Raw genomic sequence first — 23,736 nt, 5'->3', positions numbered from 1 at the left:
ATTATCTTCAAAATAATAATTGCACTGAAATCTTAATACCATAAAATGCCTTGTAAATGCCTTTAATCATAAGTTACCAAATTGTTATGGAGGCGTATAGCTGATATTGTCAAAGTCTTTACGCCCCTTCTAAAAGGTGCATCATACATGGCCTATGAGGAAATAAAACAGGAAATATGCAGCAAGCACGGGATCTCGATTAACGAGCTCTCCCGTCTTGTTGACCTAAAAAAAGATGAAAAGGGGGTGACAGAAGAAAGTGCATTAGTTCTAGTAAAACTAGATCTAGAAAAGAAAAATTCTATTCTAAAAAAGCCCAGCCAGTCCTTTGTAGACAGCGTAAATGCTGAGGAGTATCTTGTAGATTACGCTAAGAAGCATCATCCGGATGATCCGGATTGGTACAAGAAGGCGATAGAAAAGGAGTACAAGGGCGGAAGATACGGCATCGAAGAAGAGGATGCTATTAGGCTTGCGGCAATGTCTTACGGTTGGAAGCCTGATGGGGAAAATTCCGATGGCAATTTGTGGCAGGAGCTTGACAATCTTTCGGAGAAGTCATTGGCTCAAAAGATCAGAAACGGTCGAATAGAAAGGCTCACTGCAAGGGTCAATAAATTGAGTACCGAAAGGCCTTATTCTTGGGAGCATAAGTATAGGGCTAAGTCCAGAGGCGTGGAGCTCACCGACGGTAAATTCAGCATCTGGCTAAACTGCTACGACACTTCGATGTATAAAACTGATTCAGGAAAAGTTGTTCCAGCAAATCCAATGCTAGAGCGCATAAGGACTTTGGAAAGCAAGTCTCCGCTGGTAGGGCTAACAGTCACAGTGACCAACATAGAGACGGGGCGCAACAGGAAGGGCTATATCAATCTATCTACCGGGCCTGAATCAGAGTTCCTCGTTTCATCAGAAGAGTATACAGAAATGAAGATTGAGGCAGAACCTGTAGGCGCTGATGCGTAGTGTCTGTACCATCAATTTTCCCGCCCAGCCGTCAGGCTAGGCTAGTAGGAGTAAAGGGTGAGATGGCCTTCATGCAGCACTGCAAGGATAAGGGGTTGAAAGCAAGGCTAACAAGAAACAGGATGCAGCGCTGGGATGTCACCGTCCAGGGCATGAGGGTAGACGTCAAGACTATGAGGACGTGCTTTCCAATCAGCAGCGACTATAACGTGGACCTTTCTAGTGCCCAGGCTTCACTTGAAAACGATATCTACGCCTTTGTATTCTACAATGAGAAAAAGCGAAGATTCACAATTGCAGGAGCTTTGCCAAGGGAGGAATATCTGAAGAAGGCAGTTCTCAAAAGAGAAGGGGAAAAGGAGAGGCAGGGGAACTTCACCTACTCCTGCGACACCTTTGTGATCAAGGTCTCAGAACTTCTGCCAATAGAAAAGATCGTGAAATGCAGGGTGGTGCCTTGATTTCATACTTACAGAAAGAGCGAATTTACTTACACTTTTGCACTTTTGTAAGTAAATCAATACAAAAATTACTTACAGCGACACTTACAAGACCCCCCTTTTTTGGCCTTTTTTACTTACAGGTTACTTACAAAGTGCCATTTTTAGGGCCAGTTTTACTTACAAAAAAAATGAAAATAAGGGGGGTGTAGTATGGGAAAAAGCCAGTTAAGGTACGGAAAACGGCTCATACAAGCATGGCTCCCTGAAGATCTTTTGGAAAAGGCTTACGCTGTTTCATCGAAGGGATTTACAGATACAATAACTGAGGCCTTAAAACAGTATATAGAAATGAACAAATCAGAGCTTGAATTGGCTAAAGACAAATATGAAAGCGCTATTTTGGAAGCAACAAGATTAAAAGCAGAAATTGATGAATTGACAAAGAAAAATCTAAAAGAAACAAAAAAAGAGATTGATAAAGAGATTGTCCCTAAAAATAAGACTGAAGAAAAGCAATTATCTGAAATAGAGAAACAGAAACTCTGGGAATTTACAGTATGGCCTATAATCAAGAAGAAGATATCCGAGGCCGGAATTGATAATGTCCTAAACGATCAGAGAGTCTTGGACAACTTCTCAAATGGTCTTTGTATTTCCACTGGAGAACTAAAAGAAAAGATCTGCACTGAAGCGGGTGTAGTGTAGTGTAGTGTAGTATGTAGTATAGTAGTAAGTAAGTAGTAAGTAAGGAGGAAAAATTTTGGCAAAAAGTATCGATGTTTTAGAAAAGGGGCATGAAGATACACTGCCCATGCTTACAAGGGAGGAGCTGTACACATTTAGTATCATCGAGCTTTCAGAGATGATCATGTCCATTGAGCATGCTATTAGCTACACCGAGGGGTACAGATTCTTGCTTTTGTGTTTTGGCAATGAAGGATCATCGGATAAAGCCAAGACGATCATGAAAGGATTGGAGGACTACCTGTTTCTGGTCAAGGACGTCTACCGGTTCAAGGTCAATGAAAAGAAGAGAAAAGAGAATTTCTTTATGGGAGAAATTTGTTAGAGGAGAAAACATGGAAAATAACATTCCTGAGTCAAAGATGAGGGCTGTAAGATTTTATTTGGAAAACAAGGAGTTCTTGGAAGAGATGTGCATTATAGGAGATCCTTATATCAAGGCCATGGCAATGACGATAATAGTTTCAGCTAAAAAAATTCTAAACAATAATTAATTTTATTTTTTTAATTTAGAAAAAACATTCATTCTAACTTAATAAATTAATCAAAAAAGAAAATTACACAGTTTGTCGCTTATCTAGATTATGTGAAGACTCGGGCTTGTTTAGACTTAACGAAACAATCAAATCCAAGGAGACAAATGAAAAGAAAATAGCTTTCTTTTCATTCCTTCAAACATGGTGTTTGATTAAAGATTTGACCATGACCAGAGCGTAGGCCTTAATGGACACAAAGCATAGATAACAAGTTTTGACGCCTGTTATATAGAGGCCAAGTAACCTAATAAGGAATTACTTCAGCATTAGGCTAGTGAAGTTTCGACCTGTGTAATATTACAATACTTTTTAGCTTATATAACTCTTTCGGTTATTTATTATGTACAAGATATTTATTTATATTTAAAATATATGAAATAGATATTATATGGCTGTATTGTCTTTAGACACTTATTCAGTATAATAAGCTTATAGATTACATTCTATTGATATAACAGGAGTAATCTATATTTTATTCGGAATTCTTCCTGTAAAGGGATATAATGTCGTTTTATTTTAGTGAACTATTTAGGAACTTTTTTTTTGTATTTTTATAAAAAAATATTATATTTAATCCTACAATAATCTTATTCTGACTCTTCTGGATGATCCAGAGTTCGCTGACTGGCTTTATCCAGAGCCCTATTATTCATGTAGCAATCTGTGCAGAGCACGTTGCCCCTGATAGTTTCCTTTCCGCAGATTGGACATTTTCCCATTAAATCCCTCTTTCATTCCCGTTTAAAACTCTTTAGCATCTATTCACAAGTTTTACATTATCATTTACATAATTAATTATTTTTAATTTTAAGCTTTCTAGATTTAATATATTAAAATTAGGAGAGAAACAATACCGCATTAATTTTAGTAAAAAGTGCGGGGGAAGGGATTCGAACCCTCGAAGACCTGCGTCACCGGATCTTAAGTCCGGCGCCTTAGACCATGCTCGGCAACCCCCGCCTAGAAAAATATCTAAGCCTATCTCTTATAAAATTACCTGATAATATAAATCTTTAGGCAGTTCGTGTTGACGCATTTGTAGCCGTCTCTCATTTTGCCATCTTTGTCATGGACTGTAACTCTTCTTATTACAGATCCACAAACTTTGCAATTTCTTTCTCCAAAGTTGATATAGTCGTATTCCTCATCGTCTTCTTTATCATCAAACTTGACATCTTCACCTGAAATTTCTCTGTTTATTATATCCAACTCTCTTTCTAGTTTTGTATCCTTGATTCCAGGCAAATGTTTCTCTTCACTCACTTCATCTTCGGGTTTCAAACTTAAAATTTTGGCAAGTGCTGAAAAAGTTGCATAATTATTATATTCGATGACCATATAGGATCCATCTGGGGCAGTATCAAATGATAGTATTGCATAATCTGCTTCAATCTCATTTCTCAAGTAATCCTTGATTTTTTTAATAAACGACCTATCATTTCCCTCTAAATCTTGATTCAATAGGAGATCTTCATTGATGTAAATTTCTCTACCAGCAGTATAATATTCGATATCTACCTTATTTAGGGTCATAAGTACCTTCTTAATTCCTTCTTCAACTGTATAAGGCAGAGCTTCAACTTTTCTCATAATTATACTACCATTTATTAGAATTTAAGGTTTTCAATCATTTGTTCTGCATCAGAATTTTTAATAAGATCAAATAAGGTCTTTTTAAGATTTGTAACTGTATCATAATTTTCCATTTCTTTTGGATAGATCCATTCAAAAGCGTCGTGTTCCCAGTCTATGTTTATTTCTTTTCCCTTAAATAGGAAGAGGAATGGATTAATCGACCATATGGTATCATTTACAACATCATTGACATCGAAAGGAGTTCCACTCTTTAGGAGTTCTAAGTGTTTTTTATCAACACCTGTTTCCTCTTTTATCTCTCTTAAAGCGGCATCAAGGCTGTTTTCTTCTTCAATGAATCCAGAAACACCTGCCCATTTGCCTCTAAAAGTGCCAACCTTATCGCTTCTTTTAAGAAGGAGGACCTTCCCATCCTTAAATAAAAATGAAGTAACAATCTCTTTTCTTTTCATAAAAGAAATAAATAAAGTATATTAAAAAAGTATCTAAAAAACTGGGGCAAAAGAATGAATTTATTGCTTTCTAGCTTTTCTTTTCATTCTTCTCATTTTCTTCTTAACGTGTCTCCAGCGCATTCTGCCTTTCTTTTTCCATTTTCGTGGCCTTTTGCCCATTATATCCCTCAATGATTTTTATTTTTTCATCGTTATTTCAATAGTACTAACTGCTCTCTGTTCTACCTGCTCTGTTCCAATCTTTATATCGGTAATTTTAGCATCGGGAACAAATCTGCTTTTTACGATTTCTGCAGTATCCACAGCAGTAGATATACTTCTTCCCCTAGCTTTTATGGTTATCTCATTCTCACCTGCATTAAATCCAGTGACTATAGCAAGAACATACGCCATTGCCTTTTTCTTTCCTACGAGTACATCCATAATATCTCCCTCTATCAACGCTCATTGAAAAACGCTAGAGAACTAGCATGAAAAAGTTTCGTTGCCTATTTATATACTTTTTGGTTATTTCACAATTGCTTAAAAATATAGATTTATTCGCTTAATTAATGAAATTTAACATAAAATAGGAGGATTTTATTATTCTGATACGACTACATTGATATTTTCTTGATCAAGTAAAATCCCTCTCCAAAATACTTTAGTATTTACAATGAATCTAGTCTCATAACTCCCAGCAGAAACCTTTGATTTGAGTAGAAATGATTTTGATATTCTTTTATTTCCAGGGAGGAGGTCTTGAAAAGTGAATTTGTAGCCACCATATATCTTCTCAGATGGATATTTATCAACAGACTCCACCTCTAAATCAGAGTAATCCGATGTAAATTCTATCCAGTACTCTCCTTCTTTAAACACTTGATCAGATTCAATGTCCATCATTAAAAGTCCATTTTGGTCGTGTTTAAGGGATAACTCTGTTTTAAGAAGCCCGCCTAGGTCTATTTTTTTAATATCAAATTTTGGTCTATAAACCTGAACAGTTGTTTTAGCTGTAACAGCATTCATTTGAATGCCTTCATTATTCTTATATTTAATTGTGAATTCAAGAGGTATATTTTTCCTTGTTTCAGAAAGTTTTAGTACCTCTTTTTCTGCAACTATTTTTAATTTTATGGTAGAAGTCTTTCCTTTTTCCAACAATAATGGAGGTGTGGATTCTAGGGTAACAGTAAATGGTGAAACTTCCGTTACTTCTATTTCTATAGCATTGCTTTTCCCTGTATTTTCTAAATTTAGAATTCCAGTTTCTTCATTTGTTATTAGCATCTTAGTTGCCAAAACATCAACACTGGCCGATATTTTAGGATTCTTCTTAAAATTGAAGAAAGTATCTTGACCAAGATATAGAATTCCAATTATTAAAACTACTGCAATTACTATGAATATCCACTTTTTATTGATATTCATAAACATCATAACCCATCATAGTTTAAAAGATTATCTTATAATTGTATAAATTTATAATTTTCAGTTTTCAGTATTTGAAAGTGTATTTTTAATTATCTATAAACATACCCCAAATTTTATAAACACCAAAAAATTAATCTTTCTGGTAACCTATGACAGCGGAAGCTCTTTATGAAAGATTATTAGAAACAATTTCTGAAAACGAACTAAAAGAAAGAATTGATAAGAAGATTCAATCTGTGGGGGGATTGTTATCAGAAGAAGGGGCATTGCTCCTGATAGCTGGAGAGCTAGGTGTATCTTTTGAAGAAATTCCTAAAGAGAAAAAACACTTTTTTATTTCAGACATTAATGAAGGCATGCAACACGTTGACATCAGTGGCAGGATTATGAGAATTTTTGATTTTAATACTTTCCAAAGAAAGACAGGCACAGAGGGTAGGGTTCAGAATATCGTAATTGCCGACAAAACAGGAAGTATTAGAATTGTTTTTTGGGACGATCAGATAGAAAAACTTAAGCAATTTAAGAGAGGCGACGTCGTCACAGTTAGAAATGGATATCTAAGGAAAGGGTTTAACAACGAATTTGAGGTTAGTCTTGGCAAAGATGGCGTTATTTCTGGCGGTCAAGACAGCGCCGATTACCCTCCTATAAATTATGTTAAACTAAAAATCAGGGATATTGAAGATAAGATGAATAACATTGATGTCACAGGCAGAATTTCTGTAATCTATGGCGTAAGGGAATTTACTAAAAAAGACGGTTCTGTTGGAAAAGTTGGTAACTTCATGATAATGGATGACACAGGGGAGATAAGGGTGACTCTGTGGGATAAAAAAGCTGAATTATTAAACACCTTTGCAAAAAATGATATTATTACCATTGAAAATGCTTACTCCAAGATGGGATTAAACTCTGTTGAAATAAATCTTGGATCTTCATCAAATATAATACCTGAAAAGACTGAAAGGGAAGACATCCCAAAATCTGAATCTCTCACAGTTTCTATACCTGACCTCAATGAAAATATGAAGGGCATAAACATTGAAGGGTATGTTAAAGAAGTATATGATATTAGAACTTTCACAAGAGAAAGTGGAACTGGAAAAGTTGGCAGATTTTTACTTAGCGATGGTACGCACGATCTTAAAGTAGTCCTGTGGGACGATAAAGCAGATTTATTGGCAACTTTAGTACCTAGCACCAAAGTAAGGATCGAATCCTGTAACATAAAATTCAATAATGGTCTTGAAGCACACCTTGGTCTCGGTTCAAGGATACAATCTTCTAAAGCTGAAGAAAAGCCAGAAGAAAAGAAGATAGCAGATTACAGTTTATCTGACACCGTCAATATCCTAGCAAGAGTCAATGGAATTGAAGGGGATTTCTTAATTGTTATTGATGAATCCGGTAGTATCCCTATCTCTTTGAGTCAGATAACAAATAAAAATTTTAACATCGGTGATGCTGTTAAAGTAGTTGGAACGGTTGAAAAGGATTCTGATGTTTTGTTTATTAAAGCAAGCTCTATTCAAAAGGGCGAATATAGCATTCCTAGCCTCGAATCTATCAAAAACCCTCCCTCCAAAACTATAGATGAAGTATCAAACAACGATTATTGTATTATCTCTCCTTTGATAAAGCATATTGTAAGCGAAGGAGATGGCTTTATTGTTATTTGTGACGACGGTTATGGCAATATTAGAGGTAAGATTAAAAAGGAAGTACAACCTTGGAAGGAATACGATATTAAAGCCAGAATTTATGAAAATAATAACTTGAAAGAGTTTTATGGGTATGAGATTAAAGAAATAAATCCTGCCTCCAAGGCTAGAGATATATTTATGGTGATTTAATGGAAAAAATAAAAGACCTTGAAGGTCTTCCAGGAATAGGCCCTAAGACTGCGGAAAAGCTAAGAGAGGCCGGATTTAGAACTGTGGAGTCAATAGCTGTAGCTTCACCAAAGGAATTGTTTGAAATTGCTGAAATCGGTGAAAGTTCTGCCTCCAAGATAATTGAAGCTGCCAGAGAAGCCGCTGACGTAGGTGGATTTTTAACAGCAAATGAACTTTTAGAAAAAAGAAAATTTATCGGCAGAATTACTTCTGGAAGCAAAAGGCTTGATGAATTAATAGCTGGAGGATTCGAGACACAAGCAATAATTGAAGCTTTTGGAGAATTCGGCTCAGGAAAAAGTCAGATTGGTCATCAGCTTTGTGTAAATGTGCAGTTACCAATTGAAAAAGGTGGACTTGACGCCGGTGCTATATTCATAGATACGGAAAGTACATTTAGGCCAGAAAGGATTATTCAGATGGCCAAGGGAGTGGGCATGGATCCAACAGAAGTGTTGGGCAAGATCAGAGTTGCAAGAGCTTTTAATTCTGACCATCAGATGTTACTTACTGAAAAAACTGTAGATTTAATCGAAGCAGAAAATATTAAATTACTTGTAGTTGATTCTCTTACTTCTTCATTTAGATCGGAGTATGTTGGAAGAGGGACTTTGGCTGAAAGACAGCAAAAACTCGCAAGGCATTTAAGGACGCTACATAGCATTGCATCTAATCAAGATGTCTGTGTATTTGTTACTAATCAAGTTTCAGCAAAACCTGATGCTTTTTTTGGCGATCCGACAAGGCCTATAGGGGGACATATCCTTGGTCACTCATCTACACTTAGATTATATTTAAGAAAAGCAAAAGGCGGACAAAGAATAGCAAGACTCGTTGACTCTCCAAACTTACCAGAGGGAGAAGCAATATTCTTTGTAACTGAAAATGGAATCGAAGACAAATAGGTGATTCATTGAAAGACGGAGATTTTGTTGAGATACAATATGTTGGGAAAATCAAAGAAACGGGTAAAATCTTTGATGTAACTGATGAAACAAAAGCAAAACAAGCTAACGTATATAACGAAGGGAATAAATACGAGCCTATACAGGTAGTCGTAGGTGCCGGACATGTCATTAAAGGATTGGACGAGTCCCTTTTAGATATAGAAGTTGGCGAAACAAAAACTTTTGATATAACTCCTGAAAAAGGGTTTGGAAAGAGAGATTCTTCTCTATTACAAATAATGCATTTGAACGATTTTAAGAAGCATGGTATATTTCCAAGGGCTGGATTAAAAATAGAAATTAACGGCCACTGGGCGACTGTAAGAAGTGTTTCAAGTGGAAGGGTAAAGCTTGACTTCAATCATCCATTATCTGGAAAAACACTCTTATACGAAGTAACACTTCTAAAGAAAATTGAGGACCTGACTGAAAAGATTAATGCTATTTTAAAGGTCAGAGCCCCAGGTATTGATGTTTCTTCACAAGTAGTTAACGTTGAAGGGGAAAAGGTCAATATAGAACTTAAAGGGATTAATCCACCTTACAGAAGCTCTCTTGAGGAATTTATCAAATCAGATATTTCTTCCTATATACCTGAAATAAAGGATACCTCAATTAGCTTTATTGATTAAACTTCTTTTTTTAATTTATACCCCAATATTTATATTTATCAAAATTATTATTGTTTAGATGATATGGATAAAATAAAAGCTCTATTGATTTCTGTTGAGATTCCTACTTTTACCTATCTAGTTTCTTTCATCGGAGTTTCTATTAGAGAAATTATTAGGGGAACATATCCTGAAAAAATTACAGAGCTTCTTTTAATTAACTCTATTTTGTTTATCCTCTTTTTTGTATTGGTCTATACAATAGGGCATGTTGGTTATTCTAGAAGATTAGAAGGTAAAGAAAAAGAAATAGAAAAATATCCTATTTATTATGGTAAAAAAATAAGTGAAAAAAGAGATAGATATATCAGATAATCTAGTTGCAACACCAGTTCCCTGATGAGGCTTGAAGTCCAAAGGTATCGATGCCTGAATTGTTGAAGTCATAATTGAGTGTTATTGGGATTTCAATCCTTCTTCCACATCCGTATCCTGAGAAATTTACATACATTGTGTAGCTTAAAGAGTGATCTGAACCTGTAGATGCAGTTCGTGAAGTTGGTGTAATACTAACGGTAAAACACCTGTTACGATATTCACACTCTGCAAGCTGATTCTGTAGGGATGCTATCGATATGTCTTTTGCTTTGATGTCTGATTCTAGTCTTGACACTTTCGATGTTAAAGACAAAACTTCCCTCTGTAGAAGCCTTATGGTAGCATCGCTGTCTCCCTTGACCTTTTCTAATTCTTTTTCAATGTCTGTTACTTCGCTTTGATAGCTACTTTTCTCTGCTTCAAGCACGCTCTTTTCGTATTGAAGCTTTGATATCTGACCCCTCAATGAAGATGTTTCCACAGTAAGGTCTGAGTTAGCCGAAGTTAATGCTTGATTTGAGTTATATAGAAATGCCAAACCTGCAACTGAACCTGCAAAAAGAATACCAAGAATTAGAATGACTGCAATGGCAACTGTGCCAAATTCGCCCTTCTTCTCAGTTTCTTTAATTTTATCTCTTTCTTCTCTTGTAGATATTAATTCTTTCTTAAGATTTTCATTTTCCTGATTGATGGTATTGTATTTGGATTCTAGTTCTTCCTTTTTTAGTTTGTAATCTTTAGCCTTCTTTTCCCATCTTCTGGAATTTTTTTTCCATTTTGCTTCTTCTGCCATTAAAGTCCTCCCTCCTCAATAGCATTAATAAATTCTGTATAAGATATTGCCTGGAACTTTATGTAGTCTGATATGACATTTGCAAAATCTTCGTTTCCTTCTCCTCTATAATTAATTGCTTTTCTCTGAAGCTCTTTTAGAGAATCAGGACTAAAAGGTGAATCTTTGTATGCGCCTGAACCAAAGAAAGAGTTCCACTTTTCTTCAAATCTTGTTAAAATAACATCTAAAGGTTCATCAAAACTTTGATTGTCATTTTTAGCATATATTGAGAAAAGTGTCGTTGCAAGGTATCTGTTCTCATCATAAGATATTAACGCCATTTCTTTATATAAATTTGAATAATTTGAAGACCGATTCATATAAGTCTCTGCTATTTTTTTAAGTTTTGTTTCTGTTTCTCCCAAACCATTCCCACTAATTTCATTAAGATCATCATTTGCTTGTTTTAAATATTCTTCTGAATTCGCCAAGTATCTAAGATTTGAAGTCTTGGCGGAATCCTCTATGTATTTCTGTGAGCGTGTAAGATTGTATTCTAGAATTAAAACATTGAACATGTCTCTTCTATCTTCAGGTATAAGTTTAAGAGAGCTCATTATTTCCAGAGCCTTGTTCAAATTATCCTCTTTATTCCCCTTCTCACTTTCTATGATACCCTTCAATGCAAAATTGATTGACATCTTTGGGTTGGTAATTGCGGTATCTTTTGCAAGGGGGAGGTATGGATTTTCTGGATCTATCCTTTCTAGATATGAAATCGCAGAAGTTGTGGCAGTTTCGTAGTCTTCAGAAAGTATTCCAATGGGTAGAGCCATTATTAGTAACGCTGGTATTAAGATTAGCAAAGATATTTTCATTGTTTTATTCATTTTTACCACACATATACTTGTTTGAAACAATATAAAAGCATTATCTTGAAACGGTTTTATCGAAAGTTTCAGAAAATGAAACAGTCAATTTTAATAATCTAACTAGAAAATAAATATTATGAACTATAAAGGGGCATGTAAGAAGCTATCTGAAGAGTTCTTAGAAGGAAAAATAAAGAATTCCAGAGAACTTGAGCTAAAGAAATCAGAAATTTCAAGTGCCTTTAACTTGGATAGAACCCCTAGAAATTCAGACATTTTAGAATATCTTAAAGATAGGCAAGAAGAGTTTGTGAAGATTCTAATTAAAAGGCCAATAAGGACTATGTCAGGGGTAGCAGTCATAGCAGTAATGCCTTTACCTAGCAAATGTCCGCATGGGAGATGCATATACTGTCCAGGGGACGCTGTTAATACGCCTCAAAGCTATACTGGGAAAGAACCTGCAACAATGAGGGCCATTAATTTTAAATTTCACCCATTTCTTCAAACATTTCATAGATTAAAACAGCTGTATAACACAGGCCATGAAATAGATAAAGTTGAACTAATTATAATGGGAGGAACCTTTCCCTCACAATCTTTTGATTATCAAGAATATTTCATTAGAGAATGCCTAAATGCAATGAATTATTTTGACCCTGATGCAGATGAAACAAGTTTAGACAATATGTTTGATGTTAATTATGTTATTACTTCTCTAGAGAATAGATTTGGCCAAAAAAATAGTTCTAATGATTTTGCATCTTATATCCTAGCAGATGAACCACTAACTCTGGACAAAGCTCAAAAAATTAATGAAAAATCAAAAATAAGATGCATTGGGATGACCTTTGAAACAAGGCCTGACTGGGCAAAGGAAGTTCACTGTGATAGGATGCTCTCTTATGGTGGCACTAGAGTTGAACTAGGCGTTCAAATTATCTCTGAGGAAATATACCAAAAAGTTAATCGAGGCCACACAGTTAACGATGTCGTTCAAGCTACAAGAATCCTAAAGGACTCTGGATTTAAGATAAACTATCATATGATGCCTGGATTACCTGGGTCTTCATTTGAAAAAGACATAGATACTTTTAGAACAATATTCTCTAACAAATTATTCATGCCTGATATGGTGAAGTTCTATTCATGTCTTGTTCTAGAAGGAACGGAATTATACGACATGTGGAAAAAAGGTGAATATGTACCTTACACTACAGAAGAAGCAATGGAGCTTATACTGAAGATCAAGGAGTTCATGCCAAAATGGGTAAGAACCATGAGGATACAGAGGGATATACCATCTACACTTGTCCAAGCTGGAGTGAAACGCTCTAACCTCGGGCAGATGATTGAAGAAGAATTGAAAATAAGAAATATACAGTGCAAATGTGTCAGATGCAGGGAAGTCGGAAGAAAAGCGCACAAAGAAGGAATTTATCCAGAGCTTCAAAACATTAAGTTACTGACTGAAAGCTATGAGGCTTCAGAAGGGGTAGAGTACTTTATCAGTTTTGAAGATGTCAAGAGGGACATCTTGATTGGATATGCTAGATTAAGAAAACCTTCAGAATTTGCACATAGAAAAGAGATATCCAAAGTTTCAACTGGATTAATAAGAGAGCTTCACGTCTATGGTGGCCTTATCAGTATAGGCGATAAAAAGGAATCTGGTTGGCAGCATCAGGGATACGGAAGAAAATTATTGCTTGAAGCAGAAAGAATTGCAAAAGAAGATTTGGATTTAAACAAGATGGTAATAATTTCTGGCATTGGAGCAAGAGAATACTATAGAAAATTTAAATATAAAAAAGAAGGGCCTTATATGTCAAAGATCCTTCAATAATGCTTGGCAAACAGGATAACTTTCTTTGCTTCTTGGCCGCACACAATGCATTTTTTCTCTAATCCATTCTGGTCTAGAGGTATGCAACAAGAAGTTGCGCCTGTTTCGTCTTTTATCTTTTCTTCGCAACATCCCCTTTCGCACCAGCTAATCTTTGCCATTCCTTTTTGATTGTTTAGTATATCCGATAATTCATTGTAGTCTTTAGGTAAAAATGTATTTTTTTCTAAAAACTCTTTAGCATTTGTGAAAAGAGTGTTCTGGATATCTTCAAGGATCCTGTCTATTTCTTGGCCAAGATTGTCCATATGCAAAAAGATTTTTTGGGCGTTGTCACGTCTTACGACAACTACTTTATTCTCTTTTACATCTCGTGGCCCTATCTCTATCCTAATTGGGATTCCTTTTAATTCCCATTCATTGAATTTAAAGCCTGCAGTATACCCTTCTCTGTCGTCTAACTTTACTTTGTATTTCTTTCCAAGTAACTCTTGAACTTCCTTGCATCGTGCAATCACTTCTTCTTTACCATCTTTAAATATAATTGGCACAATAACGATCTTGATTGGGGCTGCTCTTGGCGGTAATATAAGGCCTTTATTGTCACTGTGGACCATTACAAGAGTACCTACTGTTCTAGTGGTCATTCCCCACGAAGTTTGCCAGACGTACTTCTTTTCTTTATCCTTGTCTTCAAACATAATACCAAAGGCTTTAGAGAAATGCTGGCCTAAAAGGTGAGACGTACCTGCCTGCATCGCCTTTTTATCCGCCATCAAGGATTCAACAGTCATAGTGTAGACTGCACCTGCAAACTTTTCATTGTCAGTTTTATACCCTGGTATTGTTGGGATTGCAAGTAAATCTTCCATTACTTCCCTATAAATACCAAGCATTTTTTTTACTTCTTCCTCAGCTTCTTCCTTTGTAGCGTGGGCAGTGTGTCCCTCTTGCCATAAGAATTCCCTAGTTCTTATGAAAAGTTTCGTCATTTTTGTTTCCCATCTAACTACATTAGCCCATTGATTTATCAATAAAGGAAGGTCGCGCCAGCTTCTTATCCATTTGGCATACATTGAGTACATAATAGTTTCAGAAGTTGGCCTTATAGCAAGTTTTCTTTCAAGAGGTGTGTCCCCACCATGAGTCACCCATGCAACTTCAGGTGTGAATCCTTCAACATGCTCTTTTTCCATCTCAAAAAATTCTTCAGGAATAAATAAGGGAAAATATGCATTTTCATGACCTGTATTCTTTATTCTCTTGTCAAGAAAATCCTTAATACTTTCCCATATTGCATAACCGTATGGTTTTATTACCATACATCCCTTAATGGGAGAATAATCAGCAAGACCTGCTTTTACAACAATTTGATTGTACCATTCAGAAAAATCCTCATCTCTAGAAATGGTAACTCCAAGATCTTCGGCCATTCATAGCACCTGCTGGAGTTATATTAAGATAATATAAAAAATTATCCTATAAAACTCCCTTTTCTCTAAGTATTTTAATAGAATCAACTACTTCTTCTAATTCTAAGTTTAAGCTATCAGCAATACCTTGAGGAGAATAAGATTCTTTTAATACAATCTCAATAAGAACTTTTTTCTCTTTTTCTCTAAGATTAAGGTCTTCTATAGTTTTTAAAATAGTCTCCTTTACTTCAGAAATAGACCTTTCTATGAATGCTTTTGCATTATCAATTTCAACTAATTCATTTTTGAGGTAATCAAGATTTTCTTTCAACCTACCAATTATTCTAATCTCCGAATCAAACTTAATTTCTTCATAAAAGGACTTGTATTCTGGATATCTTTCAAAAATCGATTCCATATCAATTTCTTCAGTTTTAAAAGATGCATCAAACACTCTTGGTGCAACAAAAAGCTCCATTCTTATATTGTCTTTTATCTTAAAGTATTTCCTGGGGCTTCCTCTTTTCTGTTTTAAAACAAACAGATCTATTAGCCCTAGATCTTGCATTATCTTAAGATGTTCATTAATGGCCTTTTGACCGATTTCTAGCCTCTCAGCTATCTCTGTCGTATAACAAGGGGATGTAGCTAGCATCTCAAGTATCATTCTCCTTGTTTGATTCCCTAGAATATCAAATATTTCTTCTGTCGTTGCCATTCTTTCACTATAACTTAACTATTAGTTAACTTATTTAAATGTTTCGCAATTAGATTATACAATGGTCGAGATTCTTTTTTTATATACATAAATTTAATAGGTACAGGAGATAATTTTATTCATGATTTCATTGACTACTGATTTCGATGATTTTTACGCCGGCCAAATCAAAGGCCCAATCTACAAAATTAATCCCAAGGCTAAAATTATTGATATCACTCATAAGATAAAAAGGCAGTCGATATATGACGCTGCATTTGTGATATCTAGTTCATATTCATATTTTCCCAAAGGAACAATCCATATTGTTGTAGTTGATCCAGGTGTTGGAAGTCAAAGAGAATCTATAGTATTAAATTGTGATGGCCATACATTTGTCGGGCCCGACAATGGTATTTTTTCCCTACTAAAAGGCGAAGTCTTCAAAATAAATGTTAACAAACTGAATCAAAGATTACTTGAATATGGAATTACTAATTATTCTAATACTTTTCACGGCAGAGATATATTTGCCCCAACTGCCGCATTTATAGATATTGGCGATACGGATTTTCTGGAAAAGAAAGATCAAATAACTTGTCTTCCTTTTAAGAAGGAAATTAGCAAAGACTGCGCATTGCTAACTGTTTTGTACGTGGATTCATTTGGGAACATTATCCTAAATATGAAAAAAGAAGATGCAAACATAAAAGAAATTGAGCTATCCAATATTAGAATTCCAGTTCTTACTCACTATGAAGAAGGAAAAAATCTAGAGTTGCTTGCTTTATACTCTTCATCAGGTCATCTTGAAATATCAAAATATCTTGGAGATGCAAACTCTATGTTGAACCTCAAATCTGGAGATATTATATATCTAATTTTAAAGAATAAGTAAGGATATAACCACTGTTATTGCCCCAAGCCCAATACAAAAATAAGAAAAATTTAATCTTTTTGCAAACTCTAACAATAACTTGATTACTATAATAGATGTAATAAATGCGCTAATTAATGCGGGATAAGTATTTGCTACTAATGTAATGTCATTTGCTTCTAAGATAATCCCACCAATAATTGCTGGCATTGACATTAAAAAAGAGATTCTTAAAGCCTCTTCTTTATCAAAATCTCGCCCTAACAAAGCTGCAAGAGTAAAACCGGATCTTGATATTCCAGGTATTATAGAGATACCCTGAGCCACCCCGGCAACTATCATATCCCAAATGTTTGAATCTTCCACCTTTTTAAATCCTGATTTTGACCTATACTTCAAGATAATCCCCGTCGCAATAAGAAATAGGCCGATAATTATATTTCCAATATCTAGCTGAATGTTTTCAAAAATAGATTTTAATACGATGTATATTGGAACACCCACTACTCCGGTAAGAATAGTAGAAACTATCAAAAAATGTGATGTTTTATCAGTCTTGATGTTTTTTAAAATATTTATGATGTCATTTCTAAAATAGACTAATACTGCAAGAAGAGTGCCCAGATGGAGGAATATAGATAAAGAAAAACTTTCAGAAGGTGTAAGTTTTAAGAAATTCATGAGTATTAAAGATACATTTCCTGAACTTGAAACAGGTAAAAATTCTAAAAATCCCTGAATAGCCCCAACTATCAACAACTCAACTAGATTCATCCTTTCCACTTTGAGATCTTTCGTATAAATGCTAATATTGATGCTTCAGAAACCATACCTGCAATTTGCACGTTGTCTGATACCCAAAAGCACGGTATTGCTCCAATCTTTCGCTTTAAAACTGCTTCCTGATTTTTAGCAACGTCAACTATTTGATATGAAAGTTTACCATGTGAAAGGTATGATAATGCAATTGTGAAATTAAGTGCCCTATTTGAATGCTTCTTATTCTTTTCAAGGAACAGCAAAACTGTTTCAGGGTAGATTGTTGAAATTAGTTCATTATTTTTCTTAATCATTTCGATACTGAAGTTGGGATCTGTTACAAGTTTTTCTCCAAAGATAAAAGAAACTCCGCCTCTATCACATTCTATGATGCACTTCCCACAAAGAGAGCACCCAATGTTTGAAAGGGGGTATACCCCATACCCTTCGTCCAATATTGGAATCTTCTTGAAAATATCACATGATTTTTTACAGCTCTGAGCATTGCATCCAATACATTTTGTATAATCAATTATCAGGCTGACATTTTCAATTATATATCTTTCAGTTTTTATCTTGTAAATTAATTCATCTTCAGAAAATGATCCATTGTAATATTTTCCATTGATATAGACAGAAGGTAGATTATCCTGATAGTACCATTCTGCTCTTTTGTCTCTTGCATTGATATACTCGAAGTTAATCTTATCAGACGCATCAACAATAGCAAGTAATACGGCAGGAACTTCATTGCTGTTATTTGCTATCGCTTTTACGTCCATAGGTACATCGAGTTCTTGTAAATATTTTAGATGCTCTAAATGTAATTCTGTTCTTTTTGGAATCCTAAACTTTTCAAAATGTTTTCTATCTACTTCTTCCTTTGGAATTGATTTAGGAACATCTTTCAGTTTTTCCTCTATCTTTTCTTCTACAAAAGCTTCAGGAGTATCGTAATCTTCAGCTAGGCGCCCTTCGGAATACTGTTTCAAAAGAACAGACAATGAAGTTTTAGGTGGCCTAACACCTATCTTTTTTACTTCTTCATAAGGTAGATATACTCTCTCCCCTTTTTTGAATCCCATATATGCAGGCCTCTCAACAAGTGTGCCCTTTTCTCTGTATTTGAATTCATCTAGTACATCAACTTCCTCTTCAGGCGGGATCGCTTCTGAGTCTTTTGGTGTTTCTGCACCAGGAATGCCTTCTGTTGATGGTGTAACAAGTTTCTTTTCAACTACTTTTGGCTTTTTCTTTTTAAAAGGAGAAATTGCAACAAGGCCAAATATATCAAGACCAAATGCCAGATGACCCTTTGGACATTTATCAACACAATCTGCACATCTTGTGCATCTTGTCGAGTTTAGGTCTTTTACAACATCTATGTCTAGGGGGCATACATCTTTACATATATTACATCCATTACAATTATCGCCGTTGTGATATAACTTTAGAAGACTTATCTTATTAGAAGGTCCGGCCAGAGCACCTATGGGGCATAGATACCTGCACCAGAATCTGCTAATAAGGAAGAACATTATTATTAAGAATATAAGTATACCAATCCTGGCCCCTAGCCAGATATTATACGAAAATCCATTAGCAATCTGATATGGAAAAGTTGCTTCTATTGTTCCTATTGGGCATAATTTACAGAATATGGTATCAACATATCTTATAGCAAGAACTAAAGTAGCTACAAGAACTATCAATCTACTTATTAGAGAAAAATCTTTTGAATTATTCTTTGCTTGAGACTTTTTTCTTGGTTTTTTATCTTTCCTTTTAAATATATTTTTAACAAAGTCAATTGCGTCTTGGAAAAAACCAAAAGGGCAAACCCATCCACAGAAAGCACTTCCAACGAATACAAATACGGCACCCATTGTTCCCAAAACATATGTCGGGACTTGTCCGTTCATTACAAAATTCTGCAATAATCCTATGGGGCAGCTTATTGTGGCCCAGGGGCAAGCATAACAATTGAAAGCTGGAACTGTAAGATGCTTTAAAAAAATCCCAAGGAAACCAAGATTTATTAGAATCAAAGAAAGTGATTGGGAAATAGTCCTAATACGTTTTATTTTGCCCATCAACTCACCATTTCAATTGCTTCTATTACTCTCTCCTGCAATTTGTCTATTCCTACGACCTTATGTACAAAATTATCTTTCCTTAGAACAATACCGTCTTTATTAAAGAAAATAACTGAGGGAAGTTCAGATACGGCATATGTATCAAAAAATTGGCCTTGAGTTTCAAGTTTAATCTCTTCAAAAGATATGTTGGGATTTTCAACAGTGAAATTAAGTATTATGGCCTTTGCATCAGGGCAAGTTGGGCAATCGTTTGATGTAAAAACCCATATTTTAACAGGGTAATCGATTTTTTTTAATCTATTAATGGTATCATCAGTTAATGTATGGCTGACCGTGCTTCCCGTCAGACCAATACAGGATAGACAAATATAAGACCCAATTTGATTTGCCTGTTGATACTGCCGACCTTCAAGCGAAACTGGCCCAATATTGAGTCCATAGATACCCGAAATAAGAAGTACAAACGCCATTATAAAGGCGATAATACTAACTATCTTCATCTTTATCACATCCTATTAACAATAGTGATATTTAAAAGTATTTGGGTATCAACCATTGTTGCTCATTTCTTTTTATCTAATGTAAAATCTAATAATGAACTTATTCCATCAACGCTGATGTTGTTAAAAGGAACCTCATTAAGTCTTGATTTTCCGTCAAAAAAGACTATACTTGGGATTCTATCAACAACAAAATAGTCGAATATTACTCCGTCATTTATCCTATCAAATTCGTAAATATCAATCTTTTCCTTGTATTTTTCCTTTATTTCATCTAAAACTGGCTCTTTCTCATGGCATATTTCACAAAGTGAAGATTTGAAATAAAGTACTATTACCCTATTTTCATCTTGTGATCTTCTGAATTCGTTTAATTTTCCTTCAATTATCCCAGTATTGTATTGATCAACAGCTTTCAGTATCTGGTCTTTTGTTTTACCCTCGGAAATCATGTTATTTATAGTAGCATCAACGATTAGGGTATACTGGCAATCTGGGAAATATTGTTTACAGTCTTTTAAATTAAAAAGCGTGCTGCATGGGCAAATAGCTTCTTCTGCTACTTGTTCGTAAAGTGTTTTTGTCTGAGTTCCATTAGTTTGATTATTATCATTGTTCGTATTATTATTTGTGTTCGTGTTTGGCTGAGAAGTACAGCCAGCAAATAATATTAGCATTCCTATAATTATAACTAATATTCTTTTCATATTCATCCTCCACCTAAGAAGACACTACAAGATAATTGACAAATGTTTCCTCTGCCATTGGTCCCTCTTTACTAAATCCTTCATTAAAGACTATTGTTGGAACTGCATTAATCTTATAATTTTTGCTGTATTCTTCAAACTCGTTTGACATAATCGTAACTGTGGATACTTTGTCTGAAACAAGTGAATAGTAATATGCACCTCTTACCATATCGGGGCAAGAAGGACAAGTTGGAGTAACAAAAATCTTTACTTCAACGGGATTACTGATAGTATTTATTTTTTTTCCAATTTCTTCGGATACTTTTGGACCCTCCATTGATGAGCTAATGATAGCTTCAAGGAGTGGATTAAATTCCTTCCCTCCTGGGAATCCATAATGTTTAATTCCATAATCTTCTTTTCCAATTACAACTATTGCTGGAACTAATTCAATATCATATTTTGTAGCCATATCCTTATTTTTATCAGTGTCATAAACTTTCAGTGATATTTTATCAGAAAGCTGATCAAACTCTTTCATAAGTGTTTCAGTTTTAGAGCAACTGAAACAGCCTGATGCTGATGTAAATAATAAGATGTCCACTTTGCCGTCCATATTAGCTAGCATTTTCTTTATTTCAGTTTTATCTGATTCAGAAAGTACTTTATCGGGATTAGCTTCGTTGCATCCTGCCATTAACAAAGTACCGATTAGCATTAAACTAATAATAATAACTTTTATTCTTTTTTCCATAGCGTCACCTTTGACTTTTCCATATCATCAAAAATACTTTTTATTGCAATTACTCCTTCACTTGCAGCAGTAACAATTTGCTGAAATCCATTAGACCCAGATGTCACGTCCCCAGCAGCATAAACTCCATCCACATTAGTTTTCTGTGAAGCGTCTACTTGGATGTAACCTTTTTGAGTTATTTCAATTCCAAGATCATTTGCACAACAACATTCTGGTATTGAACCAATCTCAACAAATACACCGTCTACGGAAATTTCTCTTCCATCCTCCAACTTTACTCCCTCAACAAACTCTTTACCTGTTATCTCAACAACATTGGAATTGTACAAAACTTCAATCTTTGGATTTGTTATAACTCTCTCAATCCAGACTAATTCCCCTCTTAGCTTTTCTTTTCTATAAATAACATAAACTTTTTTTGCCATTGAAGCAAGAAGTATAGCGGCCATATTTGCCGCATCACTTCCTCCAACAACAGCCACAGTCTTATCCCTGTAGAAAAAGGCGTCACATGTAACGCAGTAGCTTACCCCTTTTCCATAAAACTGAGCTTCTCCAGGAACTCCCAGCTTTCTTCTTTTAGTACCTGTTGCAATAAGAATGCATTTTGCTTTTACTTCTTCATCTGTTAATTTTATTGTGAATATGTCATTTTCTTTACTTGCAGAATAAACATGTTTTTCTATCACAGGGATCTCAAAACTTTTTAGATGATCTTTAAATTTCTGCATCAATTCAAAACCAGATATTACTCCAAAACCAGGATAATTTTCTATGAGATGTGCAGTCTGTGCAGTACCGCCCAAAGAATTAGATATCACAACAGCATTTAATTTAAATCTTGCAGCATAAATGCCTGCTGAAATCCCAGCTGGCCCCCCTCCAAGAATAGCAACATCAAAAACGTCCATATAAATCTAAGATTTAGGCATTCTTTTAAGATTATCTGTGGTATTTAATCCACATAAATAAACGTTATAAGAGCAATAATTAATATTATTTTATGATAAATGTCGATTTTCATATTCATTCAATGTATTCTGGAGGTACTTCCAATAACATGGAAATCCCTGTTATTGCAGAACAGTCAAAATTTAAGGGATTAAACACAATAGGGTCTGGGGATTGCCTCAATAAGAACTGGCTTAATCATTTTGTTTCTTCAGTAACCAAAATAGATGATGGTACATTTGAGCATAAAAGTGGGATGAGATTCATCCTGACTACAGAAGTAGAAGATCAAAGGAGAGTCCACCACGTCATTTTATTCCCTTCTCTATCATCTGTTGAAGAGTTTCGTAATATAATAAAAGATAAATCCCCAAATATAGACACTGATGGAAGATGCAATATAAACCTGGGAGGAGACCAGCTCTTAGACATAGTCAACAAAATAGATGGATTAATTGGGCCATCTCATGCTTTTACTCCATGGACTTCAATATACAAAGAATATGATTCCCTTGAAGAGTGCTATAAGACTAAAAATATACCTTTCCTTGAACTTGGCCTTTCTGCTGATGCTCAGATGGCTGACTGTATATCGGAGTTGAAAGATGTCACGTTCATGACCAACTCAGATGCCCATTCGCCATGGCCGCATAGAATTGGTAGAGAATTCAACAGACTAAAGGTAAAGGACAATAACTACGATGAAATAATTAAGGCCATTAAAAGACGTGGAGGAAATGAATTTGTTCTAAATGTCGGTATAGATCCTGATCTTGGAAAATACCACATGACCGCATGTACAAGATGCTATAAAAAATACACAATTGAAAATGCAATCGAAATAAAGAACAGGTGTAGTTGTGGAGGTCTGATAAAAAAAGGCGTTGCAGATAGAATAAAAGAATTGCATGATCAAGAAGTTACTCATCCCGAACACAGACCTAAATACATCAAAACTATTCCTCTCGCAGAAATTTTAGTTCAGACACTTGGCCTTGCTTCAGTAAATTCAAAAAAAGTCCAAGATCTCTGGAAGATATTGGTTCAGTCATTCAAAAATGAGATAAATGTTCTTATTGTTACCCCGAGAGAGGAAATAGAAAAAGTCGCCGGTGAAAAAGTTGCTCAGGCAATAGTTGATTTCAGAGAAGGCAATATCTATATAGAACCAGGCGGAGGGGGGATGTACGGTAAGGTGCATCTAAATAAAAAGAAGAATAATCAATCTAGTTTAGATGGATTTTTATAGTTTAGTCATCAAAAAGTGTTTTCACAACCATTATTACCTTTTCAGTATCTCCAGAAAAACGTGCTACAAAACCTTGCTTCAATTTTTTTATATCGAGATGAACGCCAGAAGGCAAACTAATATACCTGAGATTAGCTACTTCCTCTCTTGAAATAAAAATATCTCTAACAAAAGTCTCCTTTTTTTGATGTTGCTTTGCTTTCTCGAGGATTTTTTCTGTTACCAACGTATCCCAAATACAATTATTGATTTAT

The 23,736-nt window shown here is 35.0% G+C and carries 27 protein-coding genes, 1 tRNA gene and 1 pseudogene; 12 read left to right on the top strand and 17 right to left on the bottom strand.

Going from position 1 to position 23,736, the window contains the following annotated elements:
- The first annotated feature begins 81 nt into the window (after positions 1–81).
- The 5 genes from PLI06_05480 to PLI06_05460 all read left to right on the top strand — a co-directional run bounded on the left by PLI06_05480 (position 82) and on the right by PLI06_05460 (position 2,650).
- Positions 82–969: a hypothetical protein gene (locus tag PLI06_05480; GenBank protein ID HOI77044.1), complete on the top strand. Its 888-nt coding sequence runs from the start codon at positions 82–84 to the stop codon at positions 967–969.
- 62 nt (positions 970–1,031) lie between these two features.
- On the top strand, positions 1,032–1,430 hold the full coding sequence (locus PLI06_05475) for a hypothetical protein (protein HOI77043.1): 399 nt from the start codon (positions 1,032–1,034) through the stop codon (positions 1,428–1,430).
- 192 nt (positions 1,431–1,622) lie between these two features.
- Positions 1,623–2,117: a hypothetical protein gene (locus PLI06_05470; protein ID HOI77042.1), complete on the top strand. Its 495-nt coding sequence runs from the start codon at positions 1,623–1,625 to the stop codon at positions 2,115–2,117.
- Between the two features lie 163 nt (positions 2,118–2,280).
- The gene (locus tag PLI06_05465; GenBank protein HOI77041.1) at positions 2,281–2,481 is read left to right on the top strand and encodes a hypothetical protein; all 201 of its coding nucleotides are present in this window, start codon (positions 2,281–2,283) and stop codon (positions 2,479–2,481) included.
- A gap of 10 nt (positions 2,482–2,491) precedes the next feature.
- Entirely contained in the window at positions 2,492–2,650 is a 159-nt protein-coding gene (locus PLI06_05460; GenBank protein ID HOI77040.1) for a hypothetical protein, read from the top strand.
- A gap of 629 nt (positions 2,651–3,279) precedes the next feature.
- Here PLI06_05460 and PLI06_05455 read toward each other — a convergent pair.
- From PLI06_05455 to PLI06_05430, 6 genes are all read right to left on the bottom strand, one after another.
- Positions 3,280–3,411 (bottom strand): hypothetical protein, encoded by a 132-nt coding sequence (locus PLI06_05455; GenBank protein ID HOI77039.1) that lies wholly within the window; start codon positions 3,409–3,411, stop codon positions 3,280–3,282.
- 156 nt (positions 3,412–3,567) lie between these two features.
- Positions 3,568–3,652: transfer RNA gene (locus PLI06_05450), tRNA-Leu, on the bottom strand.
- Between the two features lie 33 nt (positions 3,653–3,685).
- Positions 3,686–4,282 (bottom strand): hypothetical protein, encoded by a 597-nt coding sequence (locus tag PLI06_05445; GenBank protein HOI77038.1) that lies wholly within the window; start codon positions 4,280–4,282, stop codon positions 3,686–3,688.
- Between the two features lie 17 nt (positions 4,283–4,299).
- The gene (locus PLI06_05440; GenBank protein ID HOI77037.1) at positions 4,300–4,740 is read right to left on the bottom strand and encodes an NUDIX domain-containing protein; all 441 of its coding nucleotides are present in this window, start codon (positions 4,738–4,740) and stop codon (positions 4,300–4,302) included.
- Between the two features lie 180 nt (positions 4,741–4,920).
- Positions 4,921–5,166, bottom strand: coding sequence for a DNA-binding protein Alba (gene albA / locus PLI06_05435; GenBank protein ID HOI77036.1), 246 nt, complete (start codon positions 5,164–5,166; stop codon positions 4,921–4,923).
- A gap of 159 nt (positions 5,167–5,325) precedes the next feature.
- Positions 5,326–6,156 (bottom strand): hypothetical protein, encoded by an 831-nt coding sequence (locus PLI06_05430; GenBank protein HOI77035.1) that lies wholly within the window; start codon positions 6,154–6,156, stop codon positions 5,326–5,328.
- 152 nt (positions 6,157–6,308) lie between these two features.
- On the opposite strand from PLI06_05430, the gene PLI06_05425 reads away from it, so the two are divergent.
- The 4 genes and pseudogenes from PLI06_05425 to PLI06_05410 all read left to right on the top strand — a co-directional run bounded on the left by PLI06_05425 (position 6,309) and on the right by PLI06_05410 (position 9,990).
- Positions 6,309–8,015 (top strand): OB-fold nucleic acid binding domain-containing protein, encoded by a 1,707-nt coding sequence (locus tag PLI06_05425; GenBank protein HOI77034.1) that lies wholly within the window; start codon positions 6,309–6,311, stop codon positions 8,013–8,015.
- A gap of 2 nt (positions 8,016–8,017) precedes the next feature.
- A pseudogene (radA, locus tag PLI06_05420) lies at positions 8,018–8,962 on the top strand (DNA repair and recombination protein RadA).
- Positions 8,963–8,970: 8 nt separating this feature from the next.
- Positions 8,971–9,636 (top strand): peptidylprolyl isomerase, encoded by a 666-nt coding sequence (locus tag PLI06_05415; GenBank protein HOI77033.1) that lies wholly within the window; start codon positions 8,971–8,973, stop codon positions 9,634–9,636.
- 63 nt (positions 9,637–9,699) lie between these two features.
- Entirely contained in the window at positions 9,700–9,990 is a 291-nt protein-coding gene (locus PLI06_05410; protein HOI77032.1) for a hypothetical protein, read from the top strand.
- A gap of 1 nt (position 9,991) precedes the next feature.
- Here the strand turns inward: PLI06_05410 and PLI06_05405 are convergent, their stop codons facing one another.
- The gene (locus PLI06_05405; GenBank protein HOI77031.1) at positions 9,992–10,789 is read right to left on the bottom strand and encodes a hypothetical protein; all 798 of its coding nucleotides are present in this window, start codon (positions 10,787–10,789) and stop codon (positions 9,992–9,994) included.
- On the bottom strand, positions 10,789–11,661 hold the full coding sequence (locus tag PLI06_05400) for a hypothetical protein (protein ID HOI77030.1): 873 nt from the start codon (positions 11,659–11,661) through the stop codon (positions 10,789–10,791). Before PLI06_05400 ends, PLI06_05405 begins: the two co-directional genes overlap by 1 nt.
- A gap of 118 nt (positions 11,662–11,779) precedes the next feature.
- Between PLI06_05400 and PLI06_05395 the strand changes: the two genes are divergently transcribed.
- A complete protein-coding gene (locus PLI06_05395; protein ID HOI77029.1) occupies positions 11,780–13,489 on the top strand; it encodes a tRNA uridine(34) 5-carboxymethylaminomethyl modification radical SAM/GNAT enzyme Elp3 in 1,710 nt (569 codons plus the stop codon).
- Here the strand turns inward: PLI06_05395 and proS are convergent.
- Positions 13,483–14,922: a proline--tRNA ligase gene (gene proS, locus PLI06_05390; GenBank protein HOI77028.1), complete on the bottom strand. Its 1,440-nt coding sequence runs from the start codon at positions 14,920–14,922 to the stop codon at positions 13,483–13,485. The two genes, PLI06_05395 and proS, sit on opposite strands and share 7 nt — an antisense overlap.
- Before the next feature lie 46 nt (positions 14,923–14,968).
- A complete protein-coding gene (locus tag PLI06_05385; protein HOI77027.1) occupies positions 14,969–15,622 on the bottom strand; it encodes an ArsR family transcriptional regulator in 654 nt (217 codons plus the stop codon).
- A 121-nt stretch (positions 15,623–15,743) separates the two neighbouring features.
- On the opposite strand from PLI06_05385, the gene PLI06_05380 reads away from it, so the two are divergent.
- The gene (locus tag PLI06_05380) at positions 15,744–16,499 is read left to right on the top strand and encodes an SAM-dependent chlorinase/fluorinase (GenBank protein HOI77026.1); all 756 of its coding nucleotides are present in this window, start codon (positions 15,744–15,746) and stop codon (positions 16,497–16,499) included.
- Here the strand turns inward: PLI06_05380 and PLI06_05375 are convergent.
- The 6 genes from PLI06_05375 to PLI06_05350 all read right to left on the bottom strand — a co-directional run bounded on the left by PLI06_05375 (position 16,485) and on the right by PLI06_05350 (position 22,193).
- Positions 16,485–17,252, bottom strand: coding sequence for an undecaprenyl-diphosphate phosphatase (locus PLI06_05375; protein HOI77025.1), 768 nt, complete (start codon positions 17,250–17,252; stop codon positions 16,485–16,487). The genes PLI06_05380 and PLI06_05375 overlap by 15 nt on opposite strands.
- Positions 17,249–19,330 carry a 4Fe-4S binding protein gene (locus PLI06_05370; GenBank protein HOI77024.1) on the bottom strand — a complete coding sequence of 694 codons (2,082 nt, stop codon included), beginning with the start codon at positions 19,328–19,330 and terminating at the stop codon, positions 17,249–17,251. The genes PLI06_05375 and PLI06_05370 overlap by 4 nt, the downstream gene beginning before the upstream one ends.
- Positions 19,330–19,836, bottom strand: a complete 507-nt coding sequence (locus PLI06_05365) for a thioredoxin family protein (GenBank protein HOI77023.1) — start codon at positions 19,834–19,836, stop codon at positions 19,330–19,332. Before PLI06_05365 ends, PLI06_05370 begins: the two co-directional genes overlap by 1 nt.
- 62 nt (positions 19,837–19,898) lie before the next feature.
- Positions 19,899–20,513: a thioredoxin family protein gene (locus PLI06_05360; protein HOI77022.1), complete on the bottom strand. Its 615-nt coding sequence runs from the start codon at positions 20,511–20,513 to the stop codon at positions 19,899–19,901.
- A 43-nt stretch (positions 20,514–20,556) separates the two neighbouring features.
- Complete coding sequence (locus PLI06_05355) at positions 20,557–21,279, bottom strand: thioredoxin family protein (GenBank protein ID HOI77021.1); 723 nt, start codon at positions 21,277–21,279, stop codon at positions 20,557–20,559.
- A complete protein-coding gene (locus PLI06_05350; GenBank protein HOI77020.1) occupies positions 21,264–22,193 on the bottom strand; it encodes an FAD-dependent oxidoreductase in 930 nt (309 codons plus the stop codon). Before PLI06_05350 ends, PLI06_05355 begins: the two co-directional genes overlap by 16 nt.
- 92 nt (positions 22,194–22,285) lie before the next feature.
- Between PLI06_05350 and PLI06_05345 the strand changes: the two genes are divergently transcribed.
- Entirely contained in the window at positions 22,286–23,482 is a 1,197-nt protein-coding gene (locus PLI06_05345; GenBank protein HOI77019.1) for a TIGR00375 family protein, read from the top strand.
- A 1-nt stretch (position 23,483) separates the two neighbouring features.
- Here PLI06_05345 and PLI06_05340 read toward each other — a convergent pair whose 3' ends face one another.
- On the bottom strand, positions 23,484–23,708 hold the full coding sequence (locus PLI06_05340; GenBank protein HOI77018.1) for a hypothetical protein: 225 nt from the start codon (positions 23,706–23,708) through the stop codon (positions 23,484–23,486).
- Positions 23,709–23,736: the final 28 nt, after the last annotated feature.

Origin of the sequence: Methanofastidiosum sp. (assembly GCA_035362715.1) — an archaeon.
In the GTDB taxonomy this organism is placed as follows: domain Archaea; phylum Methanobacteriota_B; class Thermococci; order Methanofastidiosales; family Methanofastidiosaceae; genus Methanofastidiosum.
The sequence above is the reverse complement of the archived record's forward strand: the minus strand, read 5'-3'. Positions and strand labels throughout refer to the sequence as shown.